The organism is Streptomyces sp. NPDC057307 (assembly GCF_042667665.1).
In the GTDB taxonomy this organism is placed as follows: Bacteria; Actinomycetota; Actinomycetes; order Streptomycetales; family Streptomycetaceae; genus Streptomyces.
Map to the genome: position 1 here is coordinate 1 of NZ_JBHUZM010000006.1, position 26,502 is coordinate 26,502.

The window sequence follows — 26,502 nt, forward strand, 5'->3', positions numbered from 1 at the left end:
GGGTAACTCCTTGGTGCTATCCGTTAAGCCCCAACGCTGCGTTACGTAACGACGTGGCGAGCGTTTCCCTTACTTTCAATTATCTCACGGGCGTCAATAGAAACCGCCGATCCGGCGCGAGGGCTCAAGCGCCACCTGGTGACGCGGTAGCGCCGGGCGTCCTAACCGTCCCCGCCGGCTGCGGCTAGGAACGTGGCGACCAACGGCACGAGCCGACGCCGGTAGGACAGGGCGTAACAGGGGTGACCGCGGGACGCGTTGAAGAGGCTCGACCTAGGGGTCGAGGCCGGCGGGCGGTTGGTGGGTGCGATCTAGCGCACCGAACCGCTGCGGGTGGTTCCGACGTCTTCCGTACGGGCGGCCGTCGTACAGGGCCTACAAGGTGGGCGCGCGGGTCAAACGACTGTGTTCTCGTCCGTTCTACGCTGCGACGCTTACAAGCGGCCTCACGGTGTCTCAGCGTCATGCAGTCGGGGTGTTGGTTGGTTCTCTCAACGCCAGTGCGCAGAACAGTCCGAACGGATGCGACTTACCTGTCTCGGCGGCGGTGACAGCGAGGCGCACGGCGGCCTCTTGGTGCTTCCACGCAGCCTTGAAGACGGCGTTCACGCTGTTTGCGGGCACCTTGAGGCGGCTGCTGACCTGTTGGACGACACGACGCACCTTGCGCAGCTTTGCCAGGAACTTCAACGAGCGTTCCCAGTGGGTCGGCTTGCCCTCGTTCCCCGGTACAGGAGTCGTCCTGGTGGACTTGGCGAACCAACGGCTCGGGGTGTCCTTGTCCTTGGCGACCTCTGCCAGGTCGAGCAAGTCTTGCAAGTGCCCCTTACGGATGAGCGACTTGAACTTGTTGCGGTACATTTTGTTGTCGATCAGGTCATCAACTTGCTGTGGAATCTCCTGTCCTTCTATAGAAGTAACGGAGGCGCTTTCGCTTGCCTTATTTCTATAGAACTCTCGTCGCGTTAATGTTGCTTTGATGCTTTCGGCCATTGCTGTTTCTCCTCACCCCCGATTTTGGGCAACACAAAATCGTCCCCGTTGCGGGGGTACTAACTGTTGGTTTGAACGGCTCGGCGTACCTGCGTGGTGGCAAGGGATATGAAAAAGACAAGAGCCCTCTTTCGAGGGCTCCATAAATGCGTCTAACTTCTGTGCTACTTCAATAGTAAACAATGCAGACATAATAGTCAAGACTATTTATGCGCTAAACCCAGGCAAAAGAATGAATACCCCCAAAACCGATGGGCTAGCGAATAAGGTCTTTGCACAGAGCTAGACGCTAGCTTGCTATAAGTATAATTGGAATTCCTTGAATTTGCAAACAAAACAAAGGCCACCTCTTAAAGGTGGCTGCACCGTAGTAACTAATTACGACTGCGCGAGACCTAAGTGTTTCTGAAGCGCTCGTACGTCGTCTTCGACACGGGTCACTTGCAGGGTGAGAGCCGCCCGCTCGTGTTGGTCATCCTCGACGACCTTGGCGATGCCGTCAACCATCTCGGTGATGTGGTCAAGGTGCTGCTTGGTAGCCATGTCATCTAAGCGCGCATGAACCTTGCTGAACTCGGTTTGCATGTGGTTGAAAAGTTTGGTGAATTGGTCTTCGCTCATATGTAACCTATTATGCGCTTCTTCCCGAGAAAATCAAGCGGCAAGCTCCTGCCTACTCAGGAACTCCCGTACGGCCTGCGTTACGAGCTGGTAGTCCTTCACTTCTCGTTCAACGGCCTGGCGTTTAATCTGCTTCACCATGTCCGCCGGTAAGTGCGTTGTGTACTTAACCACAAGGGGTTTTGTGGGTTTCCCCACTTCCCTACTTGTGGGCATGTGGTCTTGCAGTAGCGTTGGTTGGTTCATTGATTCCTCCTTATCGTGATGCGTTTGCTTGATGGTGGCGACCTACGGTGACGGCCGGCTCGGGCTGTGTGGGCGCTTCTAAGAGGCGTTCAGCGAGCCGTACCCACGTCGGCCCAGTGGTTAGGCTGTGGTGCTTTGGATCGAGGCCAAGCACCCCTGTGACGAATGCTCTTGCGTGCGTCCCAATCATGTCGTTAGTAATGGTGTGGTTGGGCTTCATCTTTCATGCTTTCTCTTACGCTTTCTATTGTAATTGAATACACGCACTAATTCAATAGCTCTCGCGTTATAGAAAGAGTGAGCTATAGAACTCTATAGTTATATAGCTAAATAGAGAATGCGTGCAGGAAAGGGTGATAGCTATTGTGAGGGGTGAGTGCTCGTGTTATCTTGAAAGTGGAGAACAAATGAATAATGGCAAAGAAAATCGCAATAGCCATCCATAAGGGTGGCGTAGGGAAGACGACGACGGCTAAGAACATCGCTGCTGCGATGGCGCTGGCTGGTCATCGAACCCTGTTGGTGGACTTGGACGAACAGGCCAACGCCACCAAGGGACTAGGGGTTGATCCTGCCGCTTTAACGGTCACGTTGAACAACTTGTTCGTGAGCCCCGAGATCCAGACATCATCGGCCGTGCAGGGGACGTTGGTTGACGGCCTTCACCTGATCGCAGGGCACCCAGACTTGTCGCGTACTGAAACAGGCATGGCGCTGCAACGGACTGACCCGACGGCACCTGATCCGATCGCGGCGCTTAAGGGACTGCTCGCAGAGCTGGAAGACGACTACGACTTCATCATCCTCGACACCCCGCCGTCGTTGAACTACATGACCATCAACGCCCTGGCGGCGGCTGACGAGCTGGTTATCCCAGCGGCAGCGAGCGCGTACAGCCAGGACGGCTTGGCTCGCACCATCGAGGCGTACGAGCGCGCAGTGGGGAGCTACAACCCAACGCTACGACTCCGGGGCATCTTGGTCACGCGCGTCAAGCGCACGCTCGCATCATCGGCCGTCTTCGATGGGATAGGGGAGACGTACAAAGACCTCGTGATCCCTCAGCTCATCGTGGAGTCCACCGCAGTGGATGAAGCCGAGCAACTGAATCAGCCGGTAGTGATCTATGACCCGCAGAGTCACGCCGCGCAAGGATATAAGCGGGTCGCGGAGATATTGACCAATGGCTAGAGATTTCAAAAAGCAGATGACAGAGCGGAAGACGGCCGCACCTCGCGTTGCCATCCCGCAGGTTGATCCAGAGGCACCCAAGCCCGCGCCGGCCCCGACCGTGAGTCCAGCAGCACCAGCCGTCGCGCCGCAGCGTGTAGAACCCGCCGAACCAGCTCGCCCCGCGGTGAGCGACCAGGAGCCCGCATCAGAGCGCCCGATCTACCTGACGCCGGTGGACACCGATGAACAGCCAATCAGTCGAGGGCTCGCCATGTACCCAACGCGGCACACACAGATCGTCCGGGACATCGCGTACATCGAGGGACGCCGACCGTGGAAGATCATCGAGGACGCACTCGAAGAGTACGTCGTGAAGCATTACGGCAAGCAGTACAAACGAAAATAGGGACGCGTCAAGCGTCCTCATTTTGTAGCGATTGAACGTCGCACAATGTTTGTTTTGCGACGTTCGGGATTAGCTCACAGGGGTGGAGGCTTACCAGATCATGACTTACGGCCGGTGTCCAGAGCGGCCGTGGCGTCGAGCCGGTTGCCCTCGTGTTGACAGGTTGGGGTGGACGTGGTGAAGCTGCCGGATTCTGCCGCGATAGCTATTCCACAAGTCTGGCGGTTTGCAACCCCCTTGTCAGGGACGGTAAGTCATGGCCTGGTAAGCGTTCCCCTGCCTCGACCTAGTCACGCGGCTTCTATGGCCCTCCGCCGGCCTCGTCTGCGTCGGCTCGTTCTACCGTCGCCCGGGGTGCCCTGATGGTCGAGGGCTCTTGCCCGTCGCAACCAGCACCTTGTTGCGACGACTTTAGATGAGATCGCGATACATGAAGAACGTGCTAGACAAAGCACCTACAACACTAAGCACTAACATAAGTCGCTTTAGAGTTTCAGATTTAGGGCTCAGGAGAGAAGCTACATCGCCTATAATGATTGCCGCGTAAGGAAGTCCGAAGAAGGCTCGATACGCTGGATGCAAGAGGATTAGACCGGCGGCCATGATTATCATGGCGACGATTAGGACGACCTGCTCTGCTCCGAATGATTTAATTACGTTATTTAGTTGTGGTTTAGTCATGGCTTGATTATATCTTATTTGAATGATAGGTGAAAATGAAGAACCCCCAGTCTCGAACTGCCGCGTTGGCTGTCCGTGGACCGGGGGTGTTGGCTCTTCAGTGTTTCGTTGCTATCCCTTCATTGCCGCAAGGACCAGTTGGGCATACGCCGCCTGACCCTTGTCGTTCGGATGGAAGATGTAGTTGCGGTCGTTGGCCACCTGGTCGATGTTGAAGAAGTACGAATCACCAGGGTCGGAGCACACGGTGTGTCCTGCGAACGGTGAGTTCGCCCCGTTCACGTCGACGTAGTGCAGTCGAGTACTTCCCGCACTACTGACGGCAGTGCTGATTTTCCCGTTGATCGCGGTCACGATGTTGCGAGCCGCTTGAGCGTCTCGCCAGTCGTAGCCGCTACCGAACAGGTACATGCACCGGAGGTCGTTGGGTTCGCCCGCCGACTTGACCGGAGCCACCTGCGGGTAGCCGACTACGTAGATCTGTGCGTTGGGTGCCTTCTCCAGGATCTTCGCGTACGTTGCCGTCAGCTTGGCAGGCAGCTCGTTGTTGATCTTGCCGAGTGCGGTGGTGTACGCGCTGGTTGTGACATCGCAGTCTCCGTCGTAGCACGCCGTGCCGAAGGTGGAGAATCCGATGTCGTTGCCACCGATGGAGACGGTGACGTACTTCGTGTTCACGTTCAGGCGCTTGTACTGCGGCTCCTGATTGCTGTACTGCGAGACCTCGCCCGAAACGTGCTCGGTCTTTGCTCCCGAGCAGGCCACGAAGCCATCTGCACCTACGGTCGCCGCCAGGGTGGTGTCCTGAGATACCAACCTGGAATAGGCGTAGGCGCTGCGATGGCATTGGTTGCCACCCGCGACGTTGGTCGCCGCGTCGAATGGCTGAACTCCTTCTCCGGATGAGTAGGAGTCACCCAGTGCGACGTAGCTCTCCGGCTTGGGGCCATTGAGCACCGCCCCACGCGGGTAATCCATGCCCAGGCCTTGCACCTTCACCGGCCACAGGTTGTAGTCAGTGCTGCCAGAGCAGGTGCCCGAACATTTTTTGGTGTTGACATACACCGTGTTCGGTCCGATGACGCTGTAGTCGTCGGACTCTATGACGCTGTAGCCGTACACTATTCCGTTCGGACCAGCATTGCCCTGAAGCGCACCTTGATACGTGATCGCGCCGCTGGCAGTGTCGAACACCATGATCTGAGTGAACGGCACCGAATACGGGTTGTAACTGAGTGTCTGCTTCAGTGAACGGATGACCACTACCTTGCCCGTCGTGTCGACGGCGTAGTAGTTGCCCTGGTACACGTTTCCGCTAGTGTCCTTGTTGGGTAGCTTTACCGACCCAACCTTTTGCCCGTTGGAGTTGAGCGTCACCAGGTTGGTGACGTACTCCGTGGGCGTGGCGGGCAGGTTGTCGGCGACCATCTTCTGTTCCTTGATGACCGCCAGCACACCACCACCCGGAAGCGGATAAGCCTTGTATTGCTGCATATCGGCCCCGGGTGTTGAAGCCGACGTTGTCCACGCTACTGACTTGGTCATCGGATCGTAGGCTGAGACCTTGATGCTTCTGGGGTTACTTCCGACATAAGTCGGATAGAATAGCCTCCCCACGGCATTGATCGGTGTGCCCCCCTGGTAATACCCCGTACTTGTCGGAGTATCGCCCAGGTTCGTGCCGCTATAGCTGATGTACTGGAGACGGCCTCCGTAGTTCCACTCAGCGGCGATGCCGTCCTTGTAGGCGAACAACAGGTTGCCTTGGTTGCAGCTTCCCTTGACTGCGATGTCCATCACCTTGGTCGGTGTGGTCTGACCGGACGCCAGATCGGGCGCGAGGCCAATGAGGCGCTGACTGCTGTTGACGAAGTAGATGTTGCCGTCCGCACCTACCACCGGTGTTGCCGATGATGAGGTGCAGCCAGTGTCGTACGTCCACTTCAAAGTGTTGTCCTGGTAGGCCAGCAGCTTCGAGCTTCCGTCCGGCTTTCCGTAGACGACGCCGTTCTTGTCGACGGCCGGCCGCAGAATGCAGTTGTCGACTCCGTCGACCTGAACTGTTCGGTTGAGCTGACGCGTCACGGTGCCGGTGGCTCCGTAGGTAGTCAGATCCTGGTCGGCGCTGCCGTTCAGGAAACAGCCGACCGTCACGTCACCCTGTGGACTCGTTGTGGTTTGCGCGTACTCGTATGCACGCGACGCAACAGCAGGCCACTGCAAGGGGGGAGTGGTGTCCGCCTCCGCCGTCCCCGGAGAGACGAAAGTGACCAACGACGCTATCAAACCCGCCAAAGCGAGCATGATCGGTGTTCGCGCATTGTTTCTGCGCATGATGGTTCTCACCAACTTTCTGATTGCTTGATTGTGAATGAACGAGGAACGATTAGGGCGACTGCACCGAACGGTGCTGTCATCCTCTAAACATTCCTTTTTGACTGAAGAGCCGCTATATTTATGACACGTCTTTACAATCTTGCAAATGGTAAAATAAACAACGCCCATCAATAACAGGGGTCAATAAATTCTTTGAATGAGCCCCCGCTCTGGTGTGCTGGTAGGCCACCAGAGCGGGGGTTTCCGTCTCAACCGCTGGGAGCGGTAGCGGGAGACGGAGTGTGGGGGTTACCCGTTGCTGTTGCCGACACGAGTGCCCGGAACGCGACCGCGTGTGCCGCGTGCGTTCTTGACGACCTCGTCCATGTTCGGCGCGAGCTTGTTGAAGTCCACCAGACGCATCGCGATTTCTCGCTTGTCGCCGTCCGGCATGGTGACTTCCAGCACCACTAGATCACCGATCGTTTTGAATGCCTCGGTCTCGGTGACCAGAACGTCCAGCACCTTGGGCTGGTCGATGTTGGGGTGCTGTCGCACCACCACGGCTGCGAACTCGTTGTCATCGCCCTGCTGACCGTTGAGGTCAGACACTTTGCGACTCACGATTGCCATTTCTGCTCCACTAGGTGGGGTTATGGTCGGCATGATTGCTTAGACCTCATCTATTTACGCATGGTGTGCGTAGGTTGCATATGGTGGAATTGACTACACCCCGAGTTTGTGGAGTGGTATTGCTTGCGTTTGCTGTATAATTGGATATAGAGAAGCATCTATGACAACCCCGCAACAAAGAACACCAGCATCAACGAAGCAGCAGTCGGCTGAGAAGTCGAAGCTTTCTGCTTGGGACGTGAAGGCACAAGAATGGGCCGAAGTGCAGGCTGCGAACTTGCCTGCACTTCGGCCCGAGCAACTCAAGCGGATCGGTGCGATTATTGGCGCGGCACCACTACTAGACGATCAGGGTTGAACCGATTGCTCCCCTTCGTCGCAGGCTTGAGCACGAAAGTCTCAAAGTTCTCGTCTACGACCGCGCGTCGCTGTTCGGGTGCAAGCTGCGCCCACACGTCGATGATGTTCGTCGTCTTCGGTGCTGCGGTGCGGCGCGTGTGAGCCGCCCGTTCTTTCATCAGCTCCGCGATGCGAGGTTCAATTTTCCGGATCTTCGGGAAGATCAGGCTGCCCATGTCGTCGTTGTCCTTGTACTCCGCGAGCAATCGTTTCTTCTTTGCGGTCAGTTCGGCTAGTTCGTCAGCGCCCGACCAAGGTGTGTCAGTCATGACCAGTTCCTGTTCCGCGAGGCGCGCGAAGATCAGCTTGGTTACCAGGTCATCTATTGCGATGCCTGATCCCGCGACCTTGTGGCAGACGTCGCAACTGTAGTCGTGACGGTTGTTCGGCTTTGCGGTTCCTCGGAGGTTCGAACCGCAGTTGCCGCAACGAATACGGCCCGTGCACATGTACTTGAGGCTTGCTTGTGACACGCCTGCCCCTGGACGATCCGGGCCAGCAAGCAAGTCCACGACAGAGTGCCAGGTGTGCTCGTCCAAAATGGACTCGTACTGACCCTTGATCGGGTTGCCTTCATCATCGGTCAGGTACCGCATGTGATGCGGTACATCCTTGGGGCCGTAGACGCGATACCCCACCATTCGCGGTGACGTAATCATGAGAACGAACGTCCTTCGTCGCCACAGGTTCCCCTGTGATGTCAGCCGACCCATTGCGTTCCACTTGTTGACGATGGTGTGAGCACCAACGCCCGCAAGCAATAGTCGTGCTGCGGCTCGGATCTGAACCGCTTCCTTGTGGACGAGAGTGCGCTTGTCATCGGCCCAACCGAACGCGCGGTTACCCCCAACGGGGATGCCGTGCTTGGCGCGGGATAGATGGCTGTCTTTCAGGCGTCGGGATGTGTCGCTGGATGAGCTGGCGCGGGCATTGAGGATGTACCACGCCGCTGAACGCCCGTTATCCGTCAAGAGGTCGAGTGATCCCCGGATGTCGAGGATGGGACGGTGGTAGTACTCAACTACCTCTATGGCGTCTGCCAAGTTGCGGTGGTCGCGCGTGAGACGGTCGATGTCATAGACAACCGATCCGTCTACCTGGGTGAGCTTGCCGAAGCCGTCGGCCGGGGTGAAGTGCTTGGATTCAGTGCGACCCTTCTTGAGGTCGCTCAACATGCCTTCAAACACAGGCCGGATGACACGGTAGATGTAACTACCGTCCTCCTGCTTGATACGCTTCTTCTTCCACGCTGAGGTGTGCGGCTCGTCATACGTGCCGACGTACGTGCCCCCGCGCGATTCGACGTACCTGCGGCAGAGGTCTTCTTGTTCGTCGCGGTTATTGATATCCCCGCCGGTCATGGGGATGCCGGAGTTCTGACGCTCGGTGCTGGCTTCGAAGGACAGTCGAACAAGACCGACGATGTTAAGGCCGGTCAGATCGCCCCGTTGGACGCGATCAATGATGTTCTGTTGTGACTGCACTGCGTGATCTCCTGTTACTCAGTGTAACATTGATCACTGCTTAGGTAAATGCGCTTCGGCCAGCGCACCACCCTGTGGTGGGACCTGCCGCTGATCGACTCGTACCGGCTGGTGCACCGTATGTACCGCATCCCCGACAAGCGCTACCAGGAGAATCTGGACCGCTGCGTCGAACTGCTTGAACTGGGCGAGCTGTTGGACGTCCCCGTACGGCAGCTCTCGCTCGGCCAGCGGATGCGCGGCGACATCGCGGCGGCGCTCCTCCACGACCCCGAGGTGCTGTACCTGGACGAGCCGACGATCGGCCTGGACGTCATCTCCAAGGCCAGGGTCCGCGAGTTCCTGCGGGATCTGAACAAGGAGCGCCGTACGACGGTGCTGCTGACCACGCACGACCTCACGGACATCGAGCAGCTCTGCCCGCGGGTCATGGTCATCGACCACGGCCGGCTCGTGTACGACGGGGCGCTCGCCGGGCTGCACGAGGTGGGCGAGAGCGAGCGGACCCTGGTCGTCGACCTCGAACGCGAGCTGCCGCCGGTCGAAGTGCCGGGAGCCCGGGTGGTGAAGGTGGAGGGGCCGCGCCAGTGGCTGGCGTTCCCGGCCGCGGCGTCGGCGGCGCCGCTGGTGGCGCGGATCGCGGCGGAGTATCCGTTGGTGGACCTGTCGGTGCGGGAGCCGGACATCGAGTCCGTCATCGCGAAGATGCTGTCCAGGCGGACGGTGCCGGAGCCGGCGGAGCGGTCGGCGCTGTGACGGAGGGGGCCTCGGCGCTGTGACGTCCGCCTCACCTTTGACTAGGCTGACAACATGACGAGTGAACTTCCTGAGATGCGCGCCTCGGACTCCGAGCGCGAGCGCGTTGCCGAACTGCTGCGCGAAGCCGTGGCGGAGGGGCGCATCGACATGGAGGAGTTCGACACCCGCCTCGACGCGGCGTTCAAAGCCCGTACGCACGGTGAACTCGAACCGCTGGTCAGGGACTTGCCCGCACCCGGTACGACGACGGATCTCGCCCCGTCGACCTCCTCCGACTCCACCGCTGTCGGGGGCCGTTGGGCCTCCCGGATCGGCCGGGGCCCCGCGACCTCGAAGTTCGGCTTCGCCTTCTGGGGAGGGTTCAGCCGCAAGGGCACCTGGACCGCGGGTCCGGCCTTCACCGGGGCCGTTCTCCAGGCCGGCGGCGAGATCGACCTGCGCGAGGCGCAGTTCGAGCAGCGGGACGTGGTCATCCGCTGCTTCGCGCTGATGGGCGGCATCCATGTCGTCGTACCGCCGGACATGGATGTCACGGTGCGCGGCTTCGGGCTGATGGGCGGCTTCGGGGAGGACGGCGAGCCGACGGACGTGAGTCCCGGATCGCCGCGGGTGATCATCACGGGGTTCGCGATGATGGGTGGTGTGGGTGTGACGCGCAAGATGAGGGCGGCGGACAAGCGCCGTCTCAAGGAGGAGCGCAAGAAGGCGGAGCTGGAGAGGAACAGGTTCCGCAAGGAACTCGACTAGGCCCTGCCCGCCGGACAGGCGGCGCCCAGGGCCCTGCGGGATGCCCCCGCCGGACCCTGCTCAGCGCTCAGAGGTCAGAGCCGAGCGGGCTCCGTGCCCACCAGGTCATCGAGATCCACGAAGCGCCCCATGGCCGCGTAGCCGGCGTCGCTCGGGTGCAGACCGTCGCCGGAGTCGTAGTCGGGCCGCAGCCGGTCGGGGGCGTACGGATCGCGCAGCAGCCGGTCGAAGTCGACGGTCCTGTCGAACACGTCGCCCGACCTGATGGCGTCGTTGATCCGGTCCCGTACGGCTTCGCGCCGGTCGGTGTGGCGCGAGTTGCCGCCGAACGGCATGAGCGTCGAGCCGACGACCCGCAGGCCCCGGGCGTGCGCCTGCCGGGTGAGGTCCTGCAGACCGGCGATGATCAGGTCCGGGTCGGTCTCGTTCGGCCGCCGGATGATGTCGTTGATACCCAGCTCGACGAAGACGGCCTCGGCGCCCGACTGCCCCAGGACGTCGCGCCCGAAGCGGGAGACGCCGCTCGGCCCCTTGCCGAGGGCGAGGCTCTGCCGCAGGACGCGATTGCCGCTGATGCCCGCGTTGAGCACGCCCAGACCACTGCCGCGCACCCGGTCCGCCAGCGTGTCGGTCCAGCGGTGGTCGGCGTCGTACGAGGAGCCGATGCCGTCCGTGATCGAGTCCCCGATGACGACGAGCGAGCCGCGTGCCTGCCGGTTGAGCACGTCGACGGCGGTGAGGTAGCGCCAGACCGAGGCACGTTCGAGGTACGCGTCGCCGCTCAGGTCGGGCGTACGGTCGCCCATGGCCGTGTACGAGGTCCGCAGGGCGCGCGGGTGGTACGTGACGGGGCCGCCGGGCGCGGGCGTGTACACCGTCACCAGCAGGTCCGCGTCGGACGGGACCTGGAGCCGTACGGGATCACTGACGACGTGCCCGCCGGGCGGGACGACGACGGACGTCTTCTTACCGAAGGTGACGGAACGCATGGTGCCCGGGACGGCGCCCGCGTCGTCGCCGCCGTTTCCGTCCGCCACGGCGATCGAGGCGCGGCCGATGAGCAGGGCTTCGCGGCTGAAGAGGTTGGAGAGGGTGACGCGGGCGGCGGTGCCGCCGATGCTGGTGTGCACGACGTTACGTATGGAGCGCCCCACGTGGCCGTGGGGTACACCGGGTTCGATCCCGGCCGGCGCTGCGGACCAGGTCCCGACCCACGCGTCGGCGGACGCGGGCGCCGCCGACCCCACGGGCGTACGGGCCCGCCCGCCCGCCCCACTTCCGGTCGCGGCGGCCTGGTCGCTGCTGCCCCCGTCGCGGCCCCCGCCGCCACCCAGTGCGCCGACCCCGACGAATATCGCGGCGCAGACCAGCGCCACGACCGTCATAAGGCCCGCGAGCAGGGCGAATCCCCGTGGTCTGTTCATGTCCCCCGTGTCTCCCTCACCTACGTACAAAGGACATCATCCGGCATGGCGCGGGAACTCGGGATGCGCGCCGGGAGTACCAGAGGTAGGGACAATGCGTACAGGTGGGTGAGGGTCCTGTTGGCGGGCCGGTTTTGGGTACGGGACGGTAGGGCATGGCGGCACGTACGCGGCTGGGTGGAGTGAGATGGGTGGAGTGAATGGAACGACGCGATCCGGCTGATCCGGCTGATCCGGACAAGGCGGGGGGTTCGGTGGGTCCGGTGTCCGGGGGCGACGCCGCCGGTTCGGACGGGGCCGACGCGCGCCCGGCCGGGGACGGCTCTCCTCGTGACGACGGCCCGGCGGCTCCCGCGCCCCCGGCCGAGGGCTCCTCGGTGACCGGCAGCGCGGGCAGGTCGGCGACGGCCATCACCGCCCGTCCGGATCCCGAGCCGGGCTCCGGCTCCGGCACCGAGGGCCCCGGCACCCCAGGCCCCGGCGGCAATGGCCCGGACGGCAAGGGCGCCGGCCCGGGCAGGCGCTCGCCGTTCTCCCCGCTCGGCGGGCTCGGATTCACCGCCGCCGACGAGGAGAAGCGGCGCGGCGTCCGCCGTATGAAGACGACCGCGACCGGCCTGCTGATCTTCGTCGCCGTCATCTACATCCTCGCCACCTGGGCCGAGAACTCGGGCGTCACCGGCTGGCCCGGCTACGTCGCGGCGGCGGCCGAGGCAGGCATGGTGGGCGCGCTCGCCGACTGGTTCGCGGTGACGGCGCTCTTCCGCCACCCGCTCGGTCTCCCGATCCCGCACACCGCGATCATCCCGAACAAGAAGGACCAACTCGGCGCCTCGCTCGGCTCGTTCGTGGGGGAGAACTTCCTCTCCTCCGACGTCGTACGGACCCGGCTGCGCGGGCTGGGCATCGGCGGCCGGCTCGGTGCCTGGCTCGCCGAGCCCGCCCATGCCGACCGGGTCACCGACGAGCTGGCCACCGCCCTGCGTGGCGCGCTGACCGTCCTGCGGGACAGCGACGTCCAGGCGGTCGTGGGCGAGGCGATCACCCGCCGCGCGGACGCCGCCGAGATCGCCCCCGGCATAGGGAAGACACTGGAGCGCGTGGTCGAGGACGGTGCCCACCACCGCGCCGTCGACCTGATCTGCGCCCGCGCGCACGACTGGCTGGTCGAGCACGGAGATTCGGTCATGGACGCCGTGCAGGGCGGGGCGCCCGGCTGGACGCCGCGCTTCGTCGACCGCAGGATCGGCGACCGCGTCTACAAGGAACTGCTGCGCTTCGTCACGGAGATGCGCGACATGCCGACGCACCCGGCGCGCGGCGCGATCGACCGCTTCCTCAAGGACTTCGCCTCCGACCTCCAGTCGGACACGGAGACGCGGGCGCGCGTCGAGCGCCTCAAGTCCGACCTGCTGGCGCGTCCCGAGGTGCAGGACATCATCGCGTCGGCGTGGTCCTCCGTACGCGCGATGATCATCGCCGCGGCCGAGGACGACCGCAGCGAACTGCGCCTGCGCGCCCGCGCCTCCCTCCTCTCGCTCGGCGCCCGTCTGGCGACGGACGGCAGGCTGCAGCGGAAGCTGGAGGGCTGGGTGGAGGACGCGGCGGACTACGTCGTGACGACGTACCGGGGCGAGATCACATCACTGATCTCCGACACGGTCGCGAGCTGGGACGGCAAGCACACGTCGAAGAAGATCGAGGCGCACATCGGCCGGGACCTCCAGTTCATCCGTATCAACGGCACGGTGGTGGGCGCGCTGGCCGGTCTGCTGATCTACACGATCTCGCACGCGCTGAGTGGGTGAGCCGGACCGCCCGGTTCACCCACCCAGCAACCATGGGGGAGTGCCCTCAAGTACGCACAGTTGTACGGAGGCGTTCAACGAAGGGGGGATGGGACCATCACCGCGATCACGACGGTCGCCACGGTCGCCACGGTCACGACGATCACAACGGACGACGGCGTACGGCTGGCCTGCACGGAGTACGGACCTGCCGAGCGGTCCACCGTCCCTGAGCGGGCCGCCGACTCCGAGCGGTCTGCCGACTCCGAGCGGTCCACCGTCCCCGTTCTCCTGCTCCACGGCCTCGCGGGCCACACGGCGGAGTGGGACGCGCTGGCGGGCCTGCTCGGCCCCGGCCACCGCCTGGTCGGTTACGACGCGCGGGGCCACGGCGCGAGCGACCGCCTTCCCAAGGATGTCTCGCGCGCGGCGCACGTGCGCGACGTCGTGGCCGTCATCGAGGAACTGGCCCTGGACCGCCCCGTCCTGGTCGGCCAGTCCCTCGGCGGGCTTACGGTCCTGCTCACCGCCGCCGCCCACCCGGATCTCGTCCGCGCGCTGGTCCTGGTGGAGGCCGGACCGAGGGGCCCGGCCCCCGAGCTGCCCGGCAAGATCGGGAAGTGGCTGGACTCGTGGCCGGTCCCGTTCGAGTCGGCCGACGAGGCGGTGCGCTTCTTCGGCGGCGGCGCGGCGGGTCCGGCCTGGGCGGCGGGCCTGGAGGCGCGTACCGACGGGCTGTACGCGCGCGTCGACCGGGACGTGATGGTGGCCTGCGTGGCGGAGAGCGGCGTTCGCTCGTTCTGGGCGGAATGGGACCAGGTGCGCTGCCCCGCGCTGGTGGTGCGGGGTGACGCGGGTGCCATGCCGGCGTCGGAGGCCGAGGAGATGCGGGTACGCCACCCGGCGGGGACGCGGGTCGAGGTCGTGGCGGGGGCGGGGCACGACGTACATCTGGACCGGCCGGCGGAACTGCACGCGCTGATCGCGGAGTTCCTGCACCCGACGCCCGCCTAGGCGCGCTGTCAGGGCGGGCCCAGGGGGGCTACTCCAGCCCCTGCTCGTACGCCTCAAGGGTGTCGACGAACATCCGCCGCTGCTCGGGCGTCAACGGCTCCAGCGCCCTGCGCCAGGCCCCGGCGCCGCGCGCCAGCCAGCCGTCGATGGCGGGCCGGTGCTTGTCGCTGATGCTGACGATCGTGCGACGCCGGTCGCTCTCGTCGGCCTCGCGCCGCAGGATCCCCTGCCGGCTCAGCTCGCCGACCATCAGGCTCACCGTGGCCGGGGCGACCTCCAGGCGTGCCGCGAGCGCGTTGACGGTCATCGGGCCGTCGAAGAGCAGGAACGCGAAGAGCGACAGATGGCGGGGCGCGAGGGAGAACGACTCCAGTTCCGCGGGGATCCTGATCCGCTTCGCGCGCCCGACCATCCGGGGCATGAGCAGCAACAACGTACGGATTCCGTCCTCGACACCGAGACCGGCGGCCTCGTCGTCACGCCTGCTGTCGGTTGACATCCGTACCGCCCTCTCAATAGCTTTGCATTCAAAGTATCTTTGCCTGCAAAGTAAAAACATCTTCTGGTCGAGCGTATCCGGAGAGGGCCACCCCATGACCGAACCCGAACAGCGGCAGAACATCCAGGAATTCAACCGGCTGATCATCGAGGAGTTCCGGGCGAACGGCGGCCGGGTGGGCGGCATGTTCGAGGGCGCGCCGCTCGTCCTGCTGACGACGCTGGGGGCGAGGAGCGGCAAGCGGCGCACGAACCCCGCCGCGTACGCGCGCGACGGCGAACGCCTCCTCGTCTTCGCCTCCAACGCGGGCGCCCCCGTGCATCCGGGCTGGTACTTCAACCTGCTCGCCGACAACCGGGTCACCGTCGAGATCGGCACGGTCGAGATCGGCGCCGAGGAGGGTGGCGCCGGGGAGGGTGGCATCGGGGAGGGCGGCGCCGAGGAGCGCGGCGTCCGCACGTTCTCGGCGCGCGCCGAACCGCTCCAGGGCGAGGAGCGCGACCACCAGTACGCCCTCCAGGCCGCCCGGGACCCGGGCTTCGCGGCGTACCAGGCGGGCACCGACCGCACGATCCCGGTGATCGCCCTGTACCCCCTGACCCTGACGGACCCGGCGCGGAACCGGGCGATAGGCGAGGAGCTCGTACGAGTCCACGCCCAGCTACGAGCCGAACTGACGGCCCTCCGCGCCACCCCGGCCTCTCCCTCCTCCGCCCTCGACGAGGGGCTGCTGCTCCACTGTCTGAGCTTCTGCGAGTCGCTGAGCATGCACCACACGGCCGAGGACGGCGCGTTCTCGGCCTTCGACCGGCAATTCCCCGAGCTGGCACCGGTGTTGGAGCGCCTGCGCACCGAACACCGCGCGGTCTCGGTGGCGCTGACGAAGCTGCGGGCCGACCCGCCGGCCACATCGGAAGCCCTGCGGCAGGAACTGGAACGGCTGGCGAAGGACCTGGACGAGCACTTCACGTACGAGGAGACGCACCTGCTCCCCGCCCTGAACGGGTATCCCGCGGACGCCCCTAGGTGATCGTCTTCTGTCGGCAGTCCTTCTCCTCGCCGGCCTTGTAGAGGCATACCTTCACGACGGGCGAACCGGCGCCGGCCGAGGCCGCGTCGAACGTTCCGCAGCGATCCGCGTACGCCCCGTCCTGCCCCGTCACGACCACAGGGCCGCCGGCCCTTCCCTGGACGTATGCCCGTACGCCCCAACCGTCCGCCTTGTTGTCACACACCCGGACCCTGGCGGCGGCGTCCGCGTACACCGAGACCTGGGCCGAGCCCGCCCGCGAGTCAGCGCCCGCGAGCACGGCTCCGGACTTGGTGACGGACGGGCTGTGGACGGTCACGTCGGTCACCACCGGCCGGTGGTCGGAGGCCGTCGTGGTGCGGGTGCGGGCGTCGGACACATCGATCGCGCCGGAGCCGTAGACGTAGTCGATACGCGCGTCGTCGCCGCTGCCCGGGTGGGTGACCACGGTGGCACCGGTGTTGGCCTTGACCTGCGTCCAGGTGTCGATCCACCCGGCACCGGCGATCCAGGACCGGATGCCGTCGTCCGGCCGCACGTTGAGGTCCCCGGTGAACAGCATCGGGGTGGTCATCCTGTCGGCGGGGAGCTTGCCGAGGATGTATCTGGCCTGCGCCTCGCGACGGGTGACGGCCGCCGCGCCGTCACCGGCGGAGAGGTGGGTGCTGTAGACGCGCAGAGCCGTACCGCCGACGCCGACATTGACGCCCCCCATGCTGCGGTCGACGGCACCGCTGCCGTCGTTCGGGAGTGTGTAGCTGACCTTCTCGTTGATGGGGTACTTGGAGAGGATCAGTTGCCCGGCCGACCCTCCGTAGGCGTTGGTGTCGCTCCTGGCGAAGTGCCCTTCGTACGCCGGGAACGTGTCCAGCAGGGTCTGGTACTGGTTGATACCGGGTCTGCCGTCGACCACACGGCCCTCGTCGTTGTGCACTTCCTGAAGGGTGACGATGTCCGGGTCCTCGGCGGCGATCGTGCTCACGACGCTGTCCCAGTGCGCGTCCCCGTCCGAGCTGTTGCCGCCCTGGATGTTCCAGTCGAGGACCCTCAGAGTCGTGGCGGCTGCCGCCGCGGGCACCAGTTCCTCCCCGGCCCCGGCCCCGGTCGGCGGCCGGAACTCCGCACCTGTCGTCCCGCCCGCGATCACCGCCGCTGCCGCCACCGCTGTCAGTACCGCTGCCAACTTCCGCTTGCGTCTCAAGAATCCCTCGTTCCAAGAACGGATCGGCGTGCTGTGGTCCTGGCACGTTAGGGCGCCGCGGATCACATCCACCAGCCTTGATCGGGTCATTGACGGAGAAGCACCCGCTTCCCGCACTGAACGAGCGTTGAACGCTCCCCACACCACACAAAGCAACAACATTCCGCGATCTCAACTACACAGAGTCACGGATGGGCAGAACGCATCCATGCCGACACCCACGACAGCGGACACCGCAGCGATCGACCGCCTCGCCCGCACACAGATGCGGCTGGCGACCTCCGGACAACTGCGCGCCACCGGCCTGGCCACCAGCACGGCCGCCCGCCGCTGCGCACCGGGCGGCCGCTGGCAGCGGCTGCTGCCGGGGGTCGTCCTGATACAGACGGGCAAGCCGAACGTCTGGCAACAGCTGCTGGCGGCCGTCCTGTTCGCGGCCCGGGGCGCCTCCGTGATGTCGGGCAGCACGGCCGTCCTGACGGGCGAGGCGGTCCTGGCCATCTACGGCGTACGCGGCGCCCGCACCGACCGTGCCGATGTCCTGGTCGGCGCGGGCCGCCAGCTCCGCGACCGCTCGTACGCCCATTTCCACCCCACCCGCCGCTGGCCGCCGACCCTCCGCGGCGAGGGCATCCCCTGCGTGCGCGCGGTCCGAGCGGCCTCCGACTTCGCGGCACACGAGCCCTCACCCGACCGCGTCCGCGCGCTCCTGGTGAGCACGGTCCAGAAGGGCCGCTGCCACCCGGACGACCTCCGCGCCGAACTCCACGCGTCCCGCGCCCTGCGCAACCCGGCGGTCCGCGCGGTGCTGGACGACCTCCGCGTCGGCATCCGCTCCATCGCCGAGGGCGAAACCCGCGACACCCTCCTCAACGCCGGCATCCCCGACCCCCTCTGGAACCCCACCCTCCTCACCCCGACGGGCACCTTCCTGGCCCGCCCGGACGCCTACTGGCCCTACGAGGGAGTCGCGTTGGAGGTCGACTCGGCGGAATACCACCTGGGCATCACGGAGTACCGCGCCACCCTCCGCCGCCGCCTGCTCCTGGAATCCCACGGCGTCTCGGTCCTGAGCGTGACCCCGTCCCTGGTCCGCGACCACCCCCAAGAACTGATCACAGCGGTCCTCACCAAACTCCACCTCGCCCCAACCCGCCCCACCCGGCCCCGGGTCATCCTCCGGCCCTGACGCACATCATTCGTCCAGGCCAGAGTTGTCGAGATATACCCCCTAAGGGGCGACGTCCCGCCGGCGCGTGTGCTGTGTCGCGGATCGGGTGAGGAAGGCGGCGTCTTCGTAGTTCTGGTCGTCGTGCAGTGATCCAACGATGCTCAGAACCATCTCCGGTTCCCGGAGGCCCGCATTGGTAAGCACGGCGTGAGCGGCATCGACCAGCCCGGCCTCGCGGCACGCTGACACGGCATTCCGGACATCCTTCGCGTCCACCGCGCGTGCCGCGTTGGAAAGGATGGTCATGGCAGCCGACTTCCGTCCTGCCAGGAGGTGTCGCCTCAGCTCCTCAATCCCCGCCCAGGTGGACTCCGCAGCTTTGGTGTGTTGCCGGTCCCCCTCCACGCGGGGGACCGGCAACACATCTTCCGGTCCGGCTGCCGCGATAGCCGCACTGCCCGCCGGTGCGGCGACGGACTGACCGCGGAGGTGACGCTTCTGACAGCGGTTCCGGATGCGCAACGGGGCCGGCCTTGGCGCCGGGCTTTCCACGGCCTCTCCACGCGCGCGTGCGCGGTCCTTGGCACGGCGCAGACGCCGTGCCAGATCGGCTTTGGCGTGCAGGTCGGCCAGTTCGGCGCGGGTGCGTGGTATCGGTCTGCGCCTGACGGACATGCTGTCCGGCATGAGGTTCCAGAGGCTGGAGAGGGTCGGCTCGCTCGGAAACCGCGCCGCGCTGAGGTACTCGGAGAGCGTGGTTTCGGCGATGCCGCACTTCCCGGCGATGGCCTTCTGACTCCCGAGATCTTCGCGGATGCGGGCGCACATGGCGCGTATCGCATCGGCCAGTCTGCACTCCTCACGCGTGGCATCCCGGCGGATCCTGCTGCTTACCTGCCCTCTGCGCGGCATCGGCCCCCTCCTCTGGATCCGCCCAGCGCGGTTCCCTTGGGGATCCATGGTGATGGAGTCGGGGGACGGAGCGTAGCCGAACGTGTTCACTCCTTTCAGAGAAGATCCAAAGGGCCTGGCTTTCTGACTCTTCGACAAGGCAGCCTTCAGGGGCGGCGCAGAGCACCGATTCGCACGGTGTCTGGTCGCTCCTGCTGCCCATCGAAAGGCTTAGGCGATGTCACTGCCGTCCTGGACGGACGAGAGTTACGGCTCCATGAAGCGGGGAGCGCTCTGGCTCGTCGCTGTAGTTGGCGAGGGGAATGTCTTCACCAAGACGCAGTTGAAGGAGGCGTTTCCCGGAACTGCCCAGATCGACCGGCGTGTTCGTGACCTCCGCGACTTCGGGTGGCGCATCGACACCAATCGAGAAGATCTCAGTCTCGACGCCAACGAGCAGCGGTTCGTGACACAGGGAGAGCCCGTCTGGGAGCCGGGCAAGGGACGGGCCAAGACGAGCACGCCCATTACGGCCACGCAGCGGCGCGAGATCATGGCCAGGGACGGCCACCTCTGCCGGTCGTGCGGCATTCCGGCCGGCCAGATGTACGCGGGGACGTACGAGGCCGCCCAGCTCGACATCGCCCGCCGCCAGGTCCTCAAGAGCGACGGCCGCAAGGTGACCCAGCTTGTAACGGAATGCAGCCGGTGCCGTGTTGGCGGACGCGACCTCACGACCGACACCCCCAGCCTTCTCACGAAGGTCCAGAATCTGGGCGACTTCGAGCGCTCAATCCTCTCAGGCTGGATGATGCACGGCGAGCGGGAGTTCAGTGCCCTGGAGACCATCTGGGCCGAGTACCAGTCTCTTTCGGCGGAGTCCCGTATGGAGGTCGAGGACCTCCTCAGTGAGGACAACGACGGCTGACACCACCACCCAGGGCCGGCCCGGCTGAGGCCCGCCGCCGTCCGCGATCGGCTCTGATTTGTTTCGATGGAGGAGACACCATGACCAAGGATTTCGGCACACCGCCTCTGGCGGCCGCGAACCGAACGAGAGTCGAAGAGAGGCTCAAGGAGATCAAGGCCACCGGGGGTGTCCCGGAGACCCTCCGGATCGAATGGCGGGGCCAGCCGCTTCAGATCGAGGTCATCGATATGCCGGTGGATTCTCTCTACTACAACCCTGGTACGCACCGCATCCGTGCCCAGCGCAGCCATGATCCCCTGCGTGACCGTGCCCTGGATGAGGACGCGTGGAGCGACGAGAGCCAGGAGTACCTGCACCACCTGCTCCAGGCACTTCCTTCGGACCCGTCCAAGCGAGACCCTGATTTCGACGCCCTCCTGGAGAGCCTCAGGGATTTCAAGCAGAATGATCCCGGGCTCATCACCCACGACGGGATTCTTGTCAACGGGAATACGCGACGTGCGGCTCTGAAGGAGATCGGCAACCCCAGTATCCGGGTGGGTGTTCTGCCGCCGTCATGCACGTGGGCTGACATCAACGCGGTGGAGCTCTCGCTCCAGTTGCGCAGAGACCACCGTCGCGACTACTCATACATCAACCGGCTGCTCGCCATCGACGAGCAGATGAGCCTGGGGCGTTCCGTCGCCGATATCGCCCGTGAGTTCCGCACCACCAGCCCACGTTGCGAGCAGGACATGTGGGTTCTGGCCACGCTCAACGATCTCGTAGACAGGAGCAGGGAGGGGGACACACAGCTGCGGCTTCTCGACTTTGAAGACCATCAGGAGAAGCTCAAAGAGCTGCACCGGAGGTATGTGAAGGACTCCGCGGTCAGCAAGGAACGCGCTGACGTCATGAAGGAAAGCCGTCTGGCCGCCATCGTCCTCGGGTTCTCCAAGACCGATGTCCGTCTTATCGAGCCGGAGTTCAAAGCACGGTATCTGGACCAGCGGCTGCCGGAGGACTTGAAAGGGCAGGCAGCCGCGAATGTGCCGGCCCCCGTCTCCATCCCTGGTCTGAACCGGACAGTGCGGGCCGCGGACGCCCAGGTCGCCGAGGCCAGGGCACTCACCGATTCGATCCTCAAGGTCAAAGCCGTCGAGGCGGCAGGGGGCGAGCTGTCTCCAGAGAGAATCGCGGCAGCGGCACGGACGCTGAGGGCAGCGAAGGACGCTGTTGAAGGCGCTCTGGAGCCGGCGGGCAAAGACGCGCGCGTCCGGAAGCGCAAGCAGGCAGCCCCGGACCGGCTGAACGACGCGTCTGAGGACCTTGAACAGTGCATCACCGATCTCGTCCTGTCCCGGGCTGCCAGCAGCCTGGACGACGAGTCCTTCGACGAAGCGGTACTGAGGCTGAGGGACTCCCTTGCCAAGCTGGCGAAGGAATCCGCGCGGACGATCAAGGCACCGGGTGACGGGGTGTCCTGGCTGCTTGAGGTCTTTCCCCGGGAGGAGTCATGACGCAGTCCGACGGGCCCTCGCTGCGGATTGAGTTTGATGTGACCCGGACGAGGGCGGTCCTGCGAGCCGCGGAAGGGCGGCAGGCGGATCTGGCGCGCCTCGCCGTCCGCTTTCCGGCCGGCGGCAGGCGTTCGCCTCTTGTCGCGGAGATCGACCTCGATGACTTTCTCGTTGGCGTCGGGGAACTCGGTACGTGGCCGGCGGACGCCCCGGTCGAGTGGGCGGACGATCTCGCTCAGCTCGTCGGTGGTGTCCTCGACGACGCCGACGCGGCGGAGCGGCAGCTTCGCGGAGACTCCAGCGAATCGCGGGACATCCAGGCCGCTGACGTCATCGCCATGCTGGGCAACGCGTGGACCGCAGACCTGACGGAATTCCAGAAGAGGGACATCGCGAGACTCCTGTCCCTCCGCCACGGAGCCAACTTCAGTGTCCCGGGAGCCGGAAAGACCCGTGTCGGCCTGGCGGTGTTCACGGCGATGCGGGAGATGGGCACGGCACGGAGGCTTCTCGTCGTCAGCCCCAAGTCCGCCTACGAGGCATGGGAGTCCGAGAGCCAGACGTGTCTCAAGGAGCCGTTGCGGTTCGAGGTGATGGCGAAGAGCCCGGATCCCGGGGCTGAGGTGCTTGTCGTGAACTACGAGCGTCTTGACCGCTCGCTGTCGGCGCTCGCAACCTGGCTCCAAGCGGGGCCCTCCATGGTGATCCTTGATGAGGCTCACCGGATGAAGCTGGGCGCGCGGGGCATCTACGGTGCCGCGTGCATGGCTCTTGGACCGCTCAGCAGCCGCCGGCTGATCCTGACGGGCACCCCCGCGCCCAACGGCGCGCGGGACTTGGAGAACCTGCTGTCGTTCGTCTGGCCCGGTCATGGCCGGCGAGTGGTCACCGGCGCTGTCGCGGGCGGAGACCTTGCTTACGCCAGCGCCGTACTGCGGCCGTTGTTCACTCGCACGACCAAGGCCGAGCTAGGACTGCCGCCATTCGAGCCGCGGATCCGCTATGTGGACCTGCCTGAACTGCACCGGGAGATCTACGACGCGCTCGTGGGCCGGTACTCGGCCCGGGCTGAAGCCGCGCGCGACGACTTCGATGCCTTGGGCAGGGCCATGCTGCGCCTCCTGATGGCGGCAACCAGCCCGGCCCTGCTCGCGGAGGGCAGCAGCAGATATGAGCCCCTGACCTACCAAGTACCGCCGATGGAAGTGCCGCAGGGCGATTCGCTCTACGCGCTGATGAAGCATTTGCCGAGCTATGAGCTCTCTCCGAAGTACCAGGAAGCTCTGAGCATCGTCGCGGAGAACGCGGCCCAGGGGCGCAAGACACTGGTGTGGACGACGTTCGTCCGCAGCCTGACCACGATGGAGCGGATGTTCGCGGGCTATCGGCCGGCGGTCATCCATGGCGGTACGCCCGACAGAGCGGAAGAACTGCGCAGGTTCCGCGATGACCCGGACTGCGCGGTTCTGCTGTCCAATCCCGCGACCCTGGGCGAGGGCATCAGCCTCCACCAGGTCTGCCATGATGCGGTCTACATCGACCGGGACTTCATGGCGGGGCGCTTCCTGCAGAGCCTTGACCGTATCCACCGGCTTGGTCTGGCGCCAGGAACGGAAACCAACGTGACCGTCCTCGCGGCGCGGGGGACAGTGGACGAGGTTGTGGCCCTCCGGCTGGAAGAGAAGCTGGAGTTCATGGGGCGCATCCTCGACGATCCGTCGGTACAGCAGCTTGGCGACCTGCAGGAAGAGGCGGCGATGGCCGGGGGCATGGATATGGCTGATGTCAGGGCGCTGCTGAAGCACCTGGACCACCCTGGACGATAGCGATCCCGGCGACGCGTGGCTGAGGCACAAGTGTGAGGTGTACGAGAGGCCAGGCATCCAGGGCGCTGTCCGTGGCAGATGCGACACTTGCGTGTCTGCATCAGCCACACCAGGAGAAGTCGATGAGTGCCAGTACCAGCGATGAACCGCTGACATCGATCGAGATCTGCGCGGGGGCCGGCGGGCAGGCCATCGGCCTGCACCAGGCCGGGTTCAAGCACTTGGCGCTTGTCGAGATCGACACGCACGCCGCTCTCACGCTCAGTCAGAATATCGAGAACCTGAAGAGCTGGAAGTGGGAGCACGAGTACTGCGACATCGTTCAGGGTGATGTGAATGGCTTCAAGCCCCTGCCGGACAGAAAGAACCCCGAGGCGGGCCTGAAAAAGCCTGTCAAATTTCTAGGCGGCCCCTTGAAGAAGGGGGAGCTCGATCTTCTTGCTGGCGGGGTTCCGTGCCCGCCTTTCTCGCATGCGGGAAAGCAACTGGGTAAAGATGATGAGCGAGATCTTTTTCCGACGATGCTTGACCTCGTTGGGGAGCTGAAGCCCCGAGCGGTAATGATTGAGAACGTACGGGGAATCATGGATGCGAAGTTTGAAAAGTATCGTGCGTATATTGAGGCAAGACTTCAAGGCGGACGGGCCGAAAGGCCGGAAGATGGTGTAGAAGAGCATTTCAAAGGGCTCGGGTACAAGGTCTGCAAGTGGGATGTTCTTGAGGCCAGTGACTTCGGAGTTCCTCAATTGAGGCCGAGGGCAGTTCTTGTTGCTATCCGAAAAGACATCCTGGGGGCCTTGCAATTCAATTGGCCCACCCCGAAGCCTTCTCTGCGGAAGAATGTCTTCCAAGCGCTCAAGCCGTCGATGGAGGCCAGATATGAAGTGTATCTGGAAATGGGCGGAGAGCTGGCGGAAGTCGCTCAAAAGCGCCTGAAGGTGTGGCTCGATAAGGAAGGGGAGGTGCCTATCGGAAAGAACGGAGATATCGCGCCCACCCTGGTTGGCGGTTCCAAGAAGCACGGTGGAGCCGACCTCGGGCCGAGTCGCGCGAAGACTGCCTGGGGGCTGCTGGGTATTTCCGGTATGGGTGTGGCGAATAGCATCGATGACTGCAAAGAGAAAAAGAGTCATGGGCGGGATCTATTTGGTGACAATGGGCCGATGCTGACAGTTGACCAAGCTGCCATCATTCAAGGCTTTCCTGAGGAATGGAAATTCTCAGGAAAGAAGACCGCCCAGTACCGGCAAGTAGGAAACGCGTTCCCCCCACCTGTGGCGGAGGCCGTAGGAAAAGCGATCGCCGAAGTTCTCTTGGCTGCCCGCAAGCGTGACGCCGAGAAGGAGAACGAGTCAGCTGGTCTGCTGTCAGGAGAGATCCTGCCGACGCCGTTGGACCGACTCCACGATCGACAGGGCGCAGTCGTCTGAAGCCTGGTGCTCCCAGAACCGGAGCACCAGCCAGCCCGCCTCCTCAAGGCGCTGATTGGTGTCCCGGTCGCGGGCCATGTTGCGTGCCACCTTGTCTGACCAGTAGCCGGAGTTGGTTTTTGGCGGCACGTAATGTTCAGGGCAACCGTGCCAGTAGCAGCCGTCGATGAAGACGGCCACTTTCGCGGGCCGGAAGACCATGTCCGCAGTCCGGCGGAGGGCCGGCAGGGGTTTGGCGGCGACGCGATAGCGGAGTCCACTGGCGTGGACGAGCCTGCGGATCAGGCGTTCGGGCTGCGTATCGCGACTCCGGATGGCCTGCATGTTGCGCCGTCGTGCGGCGGAAGACGCCCACGATCCCTCTGGTGGAGTCCAGGCCTCGGGCTCGGACACAGACCTCTTGCTCCTTTGCGCGCGGATATCGTTTCAACGGGCGGCTCACTCTGGGGCAGCTGGGTCCTGTGGGTCATCCCGCACAGCGATCCACTCACCGTCCCCGAGAGTGATATTGCGTGCCGCCGCTTTGTCACGGGAGTCGACCCAGTCGCCGCACAGCAGGGTCAGCCCTTCTTTCGCCGCGGCGTCTCTTGCCTGCCGGGCCCTGCGCATGGGGTCGTCTTTACCCGCTCCGACTGTGAGGATGACGTTCCGTGGAATGATCACGCCTTCCAGAAAGCGGAACATCATCAGGAGACGTTTTACCTGACCAGGTTTTTCGGCCAGGACCAGGGACGCCTGCTCTGTGGTCAGATAGCGGAGCGGATTCACTGGCAAGGACTGCCAGTCGTACAGCGGGACGCTCCATCTCTCACGCGCTTCGACCGCCAGTCCCCGCTTGCCGTCGTTGTTCCCCTTGCCCCGGTATAGCCAGGAGCGGTGAGTACGGACAAGCCAGGAGCGGTGCCGGTTGTTCTTGAGCTGTATCTGCGTGCAGATGCACAACTGGCAGTGCGCTTCCGCGGGGATAGCCCAGTTGCTTCCAACAGTGGCTTTGATATCGACAGGCGCTCCCGCGATCAGGGTATCGAGTGGGCGGGCCTTGGGCAGACTGAAAATCCGCAGGACCTCGTACTCCAGCTTGGCCCCGACGGAAGCACGTTCTCCGGGGTGCACATCGGGTGACTGCAGGTCGAATCTGCTGGTTCTGCCGCCATCGAGCACGTAGTCGATAGCGTTCCGGATAGCCTCGGTATACAGCGGGCCTGTCGGACGGTCGCCGAACCAGGCGAGTACTGACTGGAGTTCGGCATCATCCTCAGGCCGGAGGAGAAAGTGCTCCGGCACGGACTCTGTGTTCGTGCAGAGCTCTCCGGGTTCCTGCAGAACCAGCCGACCCATGCG

The 26,502-nt window shown here is 64.3% G+C and carries 22 protein-coding genes and 1 pseudogene; 12 read left to right on the plus strand and 11 right to left on the minus strand.

What is annotated here, in order from left to right:
* Window positions 1-462: 462 nt before the first annotated feature.
* Window positions 463-993 (minus strand): hypothetical protein, encoded by a 531-nt coding sequence (locus ACFUN8_RS03840; protein ID WP_383630950.1) that lies wholly within the window; start codon window positions 991-993, stop codon window positions 463-465.
* Window positions 994-1,371: 378 nt separating this feature from the next.
* Complete coding sequence (locus ACFUN8_RS03845) at window positions 1,372-1,614, minus strand: hypothetical protein (RefSeq protein ID WP_383630953.1); 243 nt, start codon at window positions 1,612-1,614, stop codon at window positions 1,372-1,374.
* Between the two features lie 660 nt (window positions 1,615-2,274).
* Between ACFUN8_RS03845 and ACFUN8_RS03850 the strand changes: the two genes are divergently transcribed.
* Both ACFUN8_RS03850 and ACFUN8_RS03855 read left to right on the plus strand, forming a co-directional pair.
* A complete protein-coding gene (locus ACFUN8_RS03850) occupies window positions 2,275-3,051 on the plus strand; it encodes a ParA family protein (protein ID WP_383630956.1) in 777 nt (258 codons plus the stop codon).
* Window positions 3,044-3,439 carry a hypothetical protein gene (locus ACFUN8_RS03855; protein ID WP_383630959.1) on the plus strand — a complete coding sequence of 132 codons (396 nt, stop codon included), beginning with the start codon at window positions 3,044-3,046 and terminating at the stop codon, window positions 3,437-3,439. Before ACFUN8_RS03850 ends, ACFUN8_RS03855 begins: the two co-directional genes overlap by 8 nt.
* A gap of 792 nt (window positions 3,440-4,231) precedes the next feature.
* Here ACFUN8_RS03855 and ACFUN8_RS03860 read toward each other — a convergent pair.
* The 3 genes from ACFUN8_RS03860 to ACFUN8_RS03870 form a co-directional block, all read right to left on the minus strand.
* Complete coding sequence (locus tag ACFUN8_RS03860; RefSeq protein WP_383630962.1) at window positions 4,232-6,454, minus strand: SGNH/GDSL hydrolase family protein; 2,223 nt, start codon at window positions 6,452-6,454, stop codon at window positions 4,232-4,234.
* A gap of 291 nt (window positions 6,455-6,745) precedes the next feature.
* Window positions 6,746-7,069 (minus strand): hypothetical protein, encoded by a 324-nt coding sequence (locus tag ACFUN8_RS03865; protein ID WP_383630965.1) that lies wholly within the window; start codon window positions 7,067-7,069, stop codon window positions 6,746-6,748.
* A 320-nt stretch (window positions 7,070-7,389) separates the two neighbouring features.
* Window positions 7,390-8,952 carry a recombinase family protein gene (locus ACFUN8_RS03870; RefSeq protein ID WP_383630968.1) on the minus strand — a complete coding sequence of 521 codons (1,563 nt, stop codon included), beginning with the start codon at window positions 8,950-8,952 and terminating at the stop codon, window positions 7,390-7,392.
* A gap of 54 nt (window positions 8,953-9,006) precedes the next feature.
* Here ACFUN8_RS03870 and ACFUN8_RS03875 point away from each other — a divergent pair.
* A pseudogene (locus tag ACFUN8_RS03875) lies at window positions 9,007-9,708 on the plus strand (AAA family ATPase); the annotation flags it as partial.
* 54 nt (window positions 9,709-9,762) lie between these two features.
* A complete protein-coding gene (locus tag ACFUN8_RS03880; RefSeq protein ID WP_383630971.1) occupies window positions 9,763-10,458 on the plus strand; it encodes a DUF1707 domain-containing protein in 696 nt (231 codons plus the stop codon).
* 74 nt (window positions 10,459-10,532) lie between these two features.
* Here ACFUN8_RS03880 and ACFUN8_RS03885 read toward each other — a convergent pair whose 3' ends face one another.
* Entirely contained in the window at window positions 10,533-11,882 is a 1,350-nt protein-coding gene (locus tag ACFUN8_RS03885) for an SGNH/GDSL hydrolase family protein (protein ID WP_383630973.1), read from the minus strand.
* Window positions 11,883-12,082: 200 nt separating this feature from the next.
* Between ACFUN8_RS03885 and ACFUN8_RS03890 the strand changes: the two genes are divergently transcribed.
* Together ACFUN8_RS03890 and ACFUN8_RS03895 are read left to right on the plus strand one after the other, a co-directional pair.
* A complete protein-coding gene (locus tag ACFUN8_RS03890; RefSeq protein WP_383630976.1) occupies window positions 12,083-13,690 on the plus strand; it encodes a DUF445 domain-containing protein in 1,608 nt (535 codons plus the stop codon).
* 60 nt (window positions 13,691-13,750) lie between these two features.
* A complete protein-coding gene (locus ACFUN8_RS03895) occupies window positions 13,751-14,683 on the plus strand; it encodes an alpha/beta fold hydrolase (RefSeq protein WP_383630979.1) in 933 nt (310 codons plus the stop codon).
* A gap of 28 nt (window positions 14,684-14,711) precedes the next feature.
* Here the strand turns inward: ACFUN8_RS03895 and ACFUN8_RS03900 are convergent, their stop codons facing one another.
* Window positions 14,712-15,182 (minus strand): MarR family winged helix-turn-helix transcriptional regulator, encoded by a 471-nt coding sequence (locus ACFUN8_RS03900; protein ID WP_383630981.1) that lies wholly within the window; start codon window positions 15,180-15,182, stop codon window positions 14,712-14,714.
* A gap of 94 nt (window positions 15,183-15,276) precedes the next feature.
* Here ACFUN8_RS03900 and ACFUN8_RS03905 point away from each other — a divergent pair, with 94 nt between their 5' ends.
* Window positions 15,277-16,212 (plus strand): nitroreductase/quinone reductase family protein, encoded by a 936-nt coding sequence (locus ACFUN8_RS03905; RefSeq protein WP_383630984.1) that lies wholly within the window; start codon window positions 15,277-15,279, stop codon window positions 16,210-16,212.
* Here ACFUN8_RS03905 and ACFUN8_RS03910 read toward each other — a convergent pair.
* On the minus strand, window positions 16,205-17,413 hold the full coding sequence (locus ACFUN8_RS03910; protein ID WP_383630987.1) for an endonuclease/exonuclease/phosphatase family protein: 1,209 nt from the start codon (window positions 17,411-17,413) through the stop codon (window positions 16,205-16,207). The two genes, ACFUN8_RS03905 and ACFUN8_RS03910, sit on opposite strands and share 8 nt — an antisense overlap.
* A 208-nt stretch (window positions 17,414-17,621) precedes the next feature.
* Between ACFUN8_RS03910 and ACFUN8_RS03915 the strand changes: the two genes are divergently transcribed.
* On the plus strand, window positions 17,622-18,602 hold the full coding sequence (locus ACFUN8_RS03915; protein WP_383630990.1) for a hypothetical protein: 981 nt from the start codon (window positions 17,622-17,624) through the stop codon (window positions 18,600-18,602).
* Window positions 18,603-18,644: 42 nt separating this feature from the next.
* Here the strand turns inward: ACFUN8_RS03915 and ACFUN8_RS03920 are convergent, their stop codons facing one another.
* Window positions 18,645-19,412 (minus strand): helix-turn-helix domain-containing protein, encoded by a 768-nt coding sequence (locus tag ACFUN8_RS03920; protein WP_383630993.1) that lies wholly within the window; start codon window positions 19,410-19,412, stop codon window positions 18,645-18,647.
* Window positions 19,413-19,713: 301 nt separating this feature from the next.
* Between ACFUN8_RS03920 and ACFUN8_RS03925 the strand changes: the two genes are divergently transcribed.
* The 4 genes from ACFUN8_RS03925 to ACFUN8_RS03940 all read left to right on the plus strand — a co-directional run bounded on the left by ACFUN8_RS03925 (window position 19,714) and on the right by ACFUN8_RS03940 (window position 25,161).
* Window positions 19,714-20,403, plus strand: a complete 690-nt coding sequence (locus ACFUN8_RS03925) for a hypothetical protein (protein ID WP_383630996.1) — start codon at window positions 19,714-19,716, stop codon at window positions 20,401-20,403.
* Window positions 20,404-20,483: 80 nt separating this feature from the next.
* On the plus strand, window positions 20,484-21,905 hold the full coding sequence (locus ACFUN8_RS03930) for a transcriptional regulator (RefSeq protein WP_383630999.1): 1,422 nt from the start codon (window positions 20,484-20,486) through the stop codon (window positions 21,903-21,905).
* The gene (locus tag ACFUN8_RS03935) at window positions 21,902-23,731 is read left to right on the plus strand and encodes a DEAD/DEAH box helicase (protein WP_383631002.1); all 1,830 of its coding nucleotides are present in this window, start codon (window positions 21,902-21,904) and stop codon (window positions 23,729-23,731) included. Before ACFUN8_RS03930 ends, ACFUN8_RS03935 begins: the two co-directional genes overlap by 4 nt.
* A 122-nt stretch (window positions 23,732-23,853) precedes the next feature.
* Window positions 23,854-25,161 carry a DNA cytosine methyltransferase gene (locus tag ACFUN8_RS03940; protein WP_383631005.1) on the plus strand — a complete coding sequence of 436 codons (1,308 nt, stop codon included), beginning with the start codon at window positions 23,854-23,856 and terminating at the stop codon, window positions 25,159-25,161.
* Here the strand turns inward: ACFUN8_RS03940 and ACFUN8_RS03945 are convergent.
* Together ACFUN8_RS03945 and ACFUN8_RS03950 are read right to left on the minus strand one after the other, a co-directional pair.
* On the minus strand, window positions 25,099-25,554 hold the full coding sequence (locus tag ACFUN8_RS03945; RefSeq protein ID WP_383631008.1) for a very short patch repair endonuclease: 456 nt from the start codon (window positions 25,552-25,554) through the stop codon (window positions 25,099-25,101). The two genes, ACFUN8_RS03940 and ACFUN8_RS03945, sit on opposite strands and share 63 nt — an antisense overlap.
* Before the next feature lie 45 nt (window positions 25,555-25,599).
* Window positions 25,600-26,445, minus strand: coding sequence for a NaeI family type II restriction endonuclease (locus tag ACFUN8_RS03950; RefSeq protein WP_383631011.1), 846 nt, complete (start codon window positions 26,443-26,445; stop codon window positions 25,600-25,602).
* Between the last annotated feature and the right edge of the window lie 57 nt (window positions 26,446-26,502).

Bases quoted from the DNA above. Each gene is read 5' to 3' on its own strand.
- ACFUN8_RS03840 (WP_383630950.1), bottom strand. From the start codon at position 993: ATGGCCGAAAGCATCAAAGCAACATTAACGCGACGAGAGTTCTATAGA.
- ACFUN8_RS03845 (WP_383630953.1), bottom strand. From the start codon at position 1,614: ATGAGCGAAGACCAATTCACCAAACTTTTCAACCACATGCAAACCGAG.
- ACFUN8_RS03850 (WP_383630956.1), top strand. From the start codon at position 2,275: ATGGCAAAGAAAATCGCAATAGCCATCCATAAGGGTGGCGTAGGGAAG.
- ACFUN8_RS03855 (WP_383630959.1), top strand. From the start codon at position 3,044: ATGGCTAGAGATTTCAAAAAGCAGATGACAGAGCGGAAGACGGCCGCA.
- ACFUN8_RS03860 (WP_383630962.1), bottom strand. From the start codon at position 6,454: ATGCGCAGAAACAATGCGCGAACACCGATCATGCTCGCTTTGGCGGGT.
- ACFUN8_RS03865 (WP_383630965.1), bottom strand. From the start codon at position 7,069: ATGGCAATCGTGAGTCGCAAAGTGTCTGACCTCAACGGTCAGCAGGGC.
- ACFUN8_RS03880 (WP_383630971.1), top strand. From the start codon at position 9,763: ATGACGAGTGAACTTCCTGAGATGCGCGCCTCGGACTCCGAGCGCGAG.
- ACFUN8_RS03885 (WP_383630973.1), bottom strand. From the start codon at position 11,882: ATGAACAGACCACGGGGATTCGCCCTGCTCGCGGGCCTTATGACGGTC.
- ACFUN8_RS03890 (WP_383630976.1), top strand. From the start codon at position 12,083: ATGGAACGACGCGATCCGGCTGATCCGGCTGATCCGGACAAGGCGGGG.
- ACFUN8_RS03900 (WP_383630981.1), bottom strand. From the start codon at position 15,182: ATGTCAACCGACAGCAGGCGTGACGACGAGGCCGCCGGTCTCGGTGTC.
- ACFUN8_RS03905 (WP_383630984.1), top strand. From the start codon at position 15,277: ATGACCGAACCCGAACAGCGGCAGAACATCCAGGAATTCAACCGGCTG.
- ACFUN8_RS03915 (WP_383630990.1), top strand. From the start codon at position 17,622: ATGCCGACACCCACGACAGCGGACACCGCAGCGATCGACCGCCTCGCC.
- ACFUN8_RS03920 (WP_383630993.1), bottom strand. From the start codon at position 19,412: ATGTGCGCCCGCATCCGCGAAGATCTCGGGAGTCAGAAGGCCATCGCC.
- ACFUN8_RS03925 (WP_383630996.1), top strand. From the start codon at position 19,714: ATGTCACTGCCGTCCTGGACGGACGAGAGTTACGGCTCCATGAAGCGG.
- ACFUN8_RS03930 (WP_383630999.1), top strand. From the start codon at position 20,484: ATGACCAAGGATTTCGGCACACCGCCTCTGGCGGCCGCGAACCGAACG.
- ACFUN8_RS03935 (WP_383631002.1), top strand. From the start codon at position 21,902: ATGACGCAGTCCGACGGGCCCTCGCTGCGGATTGAGTTTGATGTGACC.
- ACFUN8_RS03940 (WP_383631005.1), top strand. From the start codon at position 23,854: ATGAGTGCCAGTACCAGCGATGAACCGCTGACATCGATCGAGATCTGC.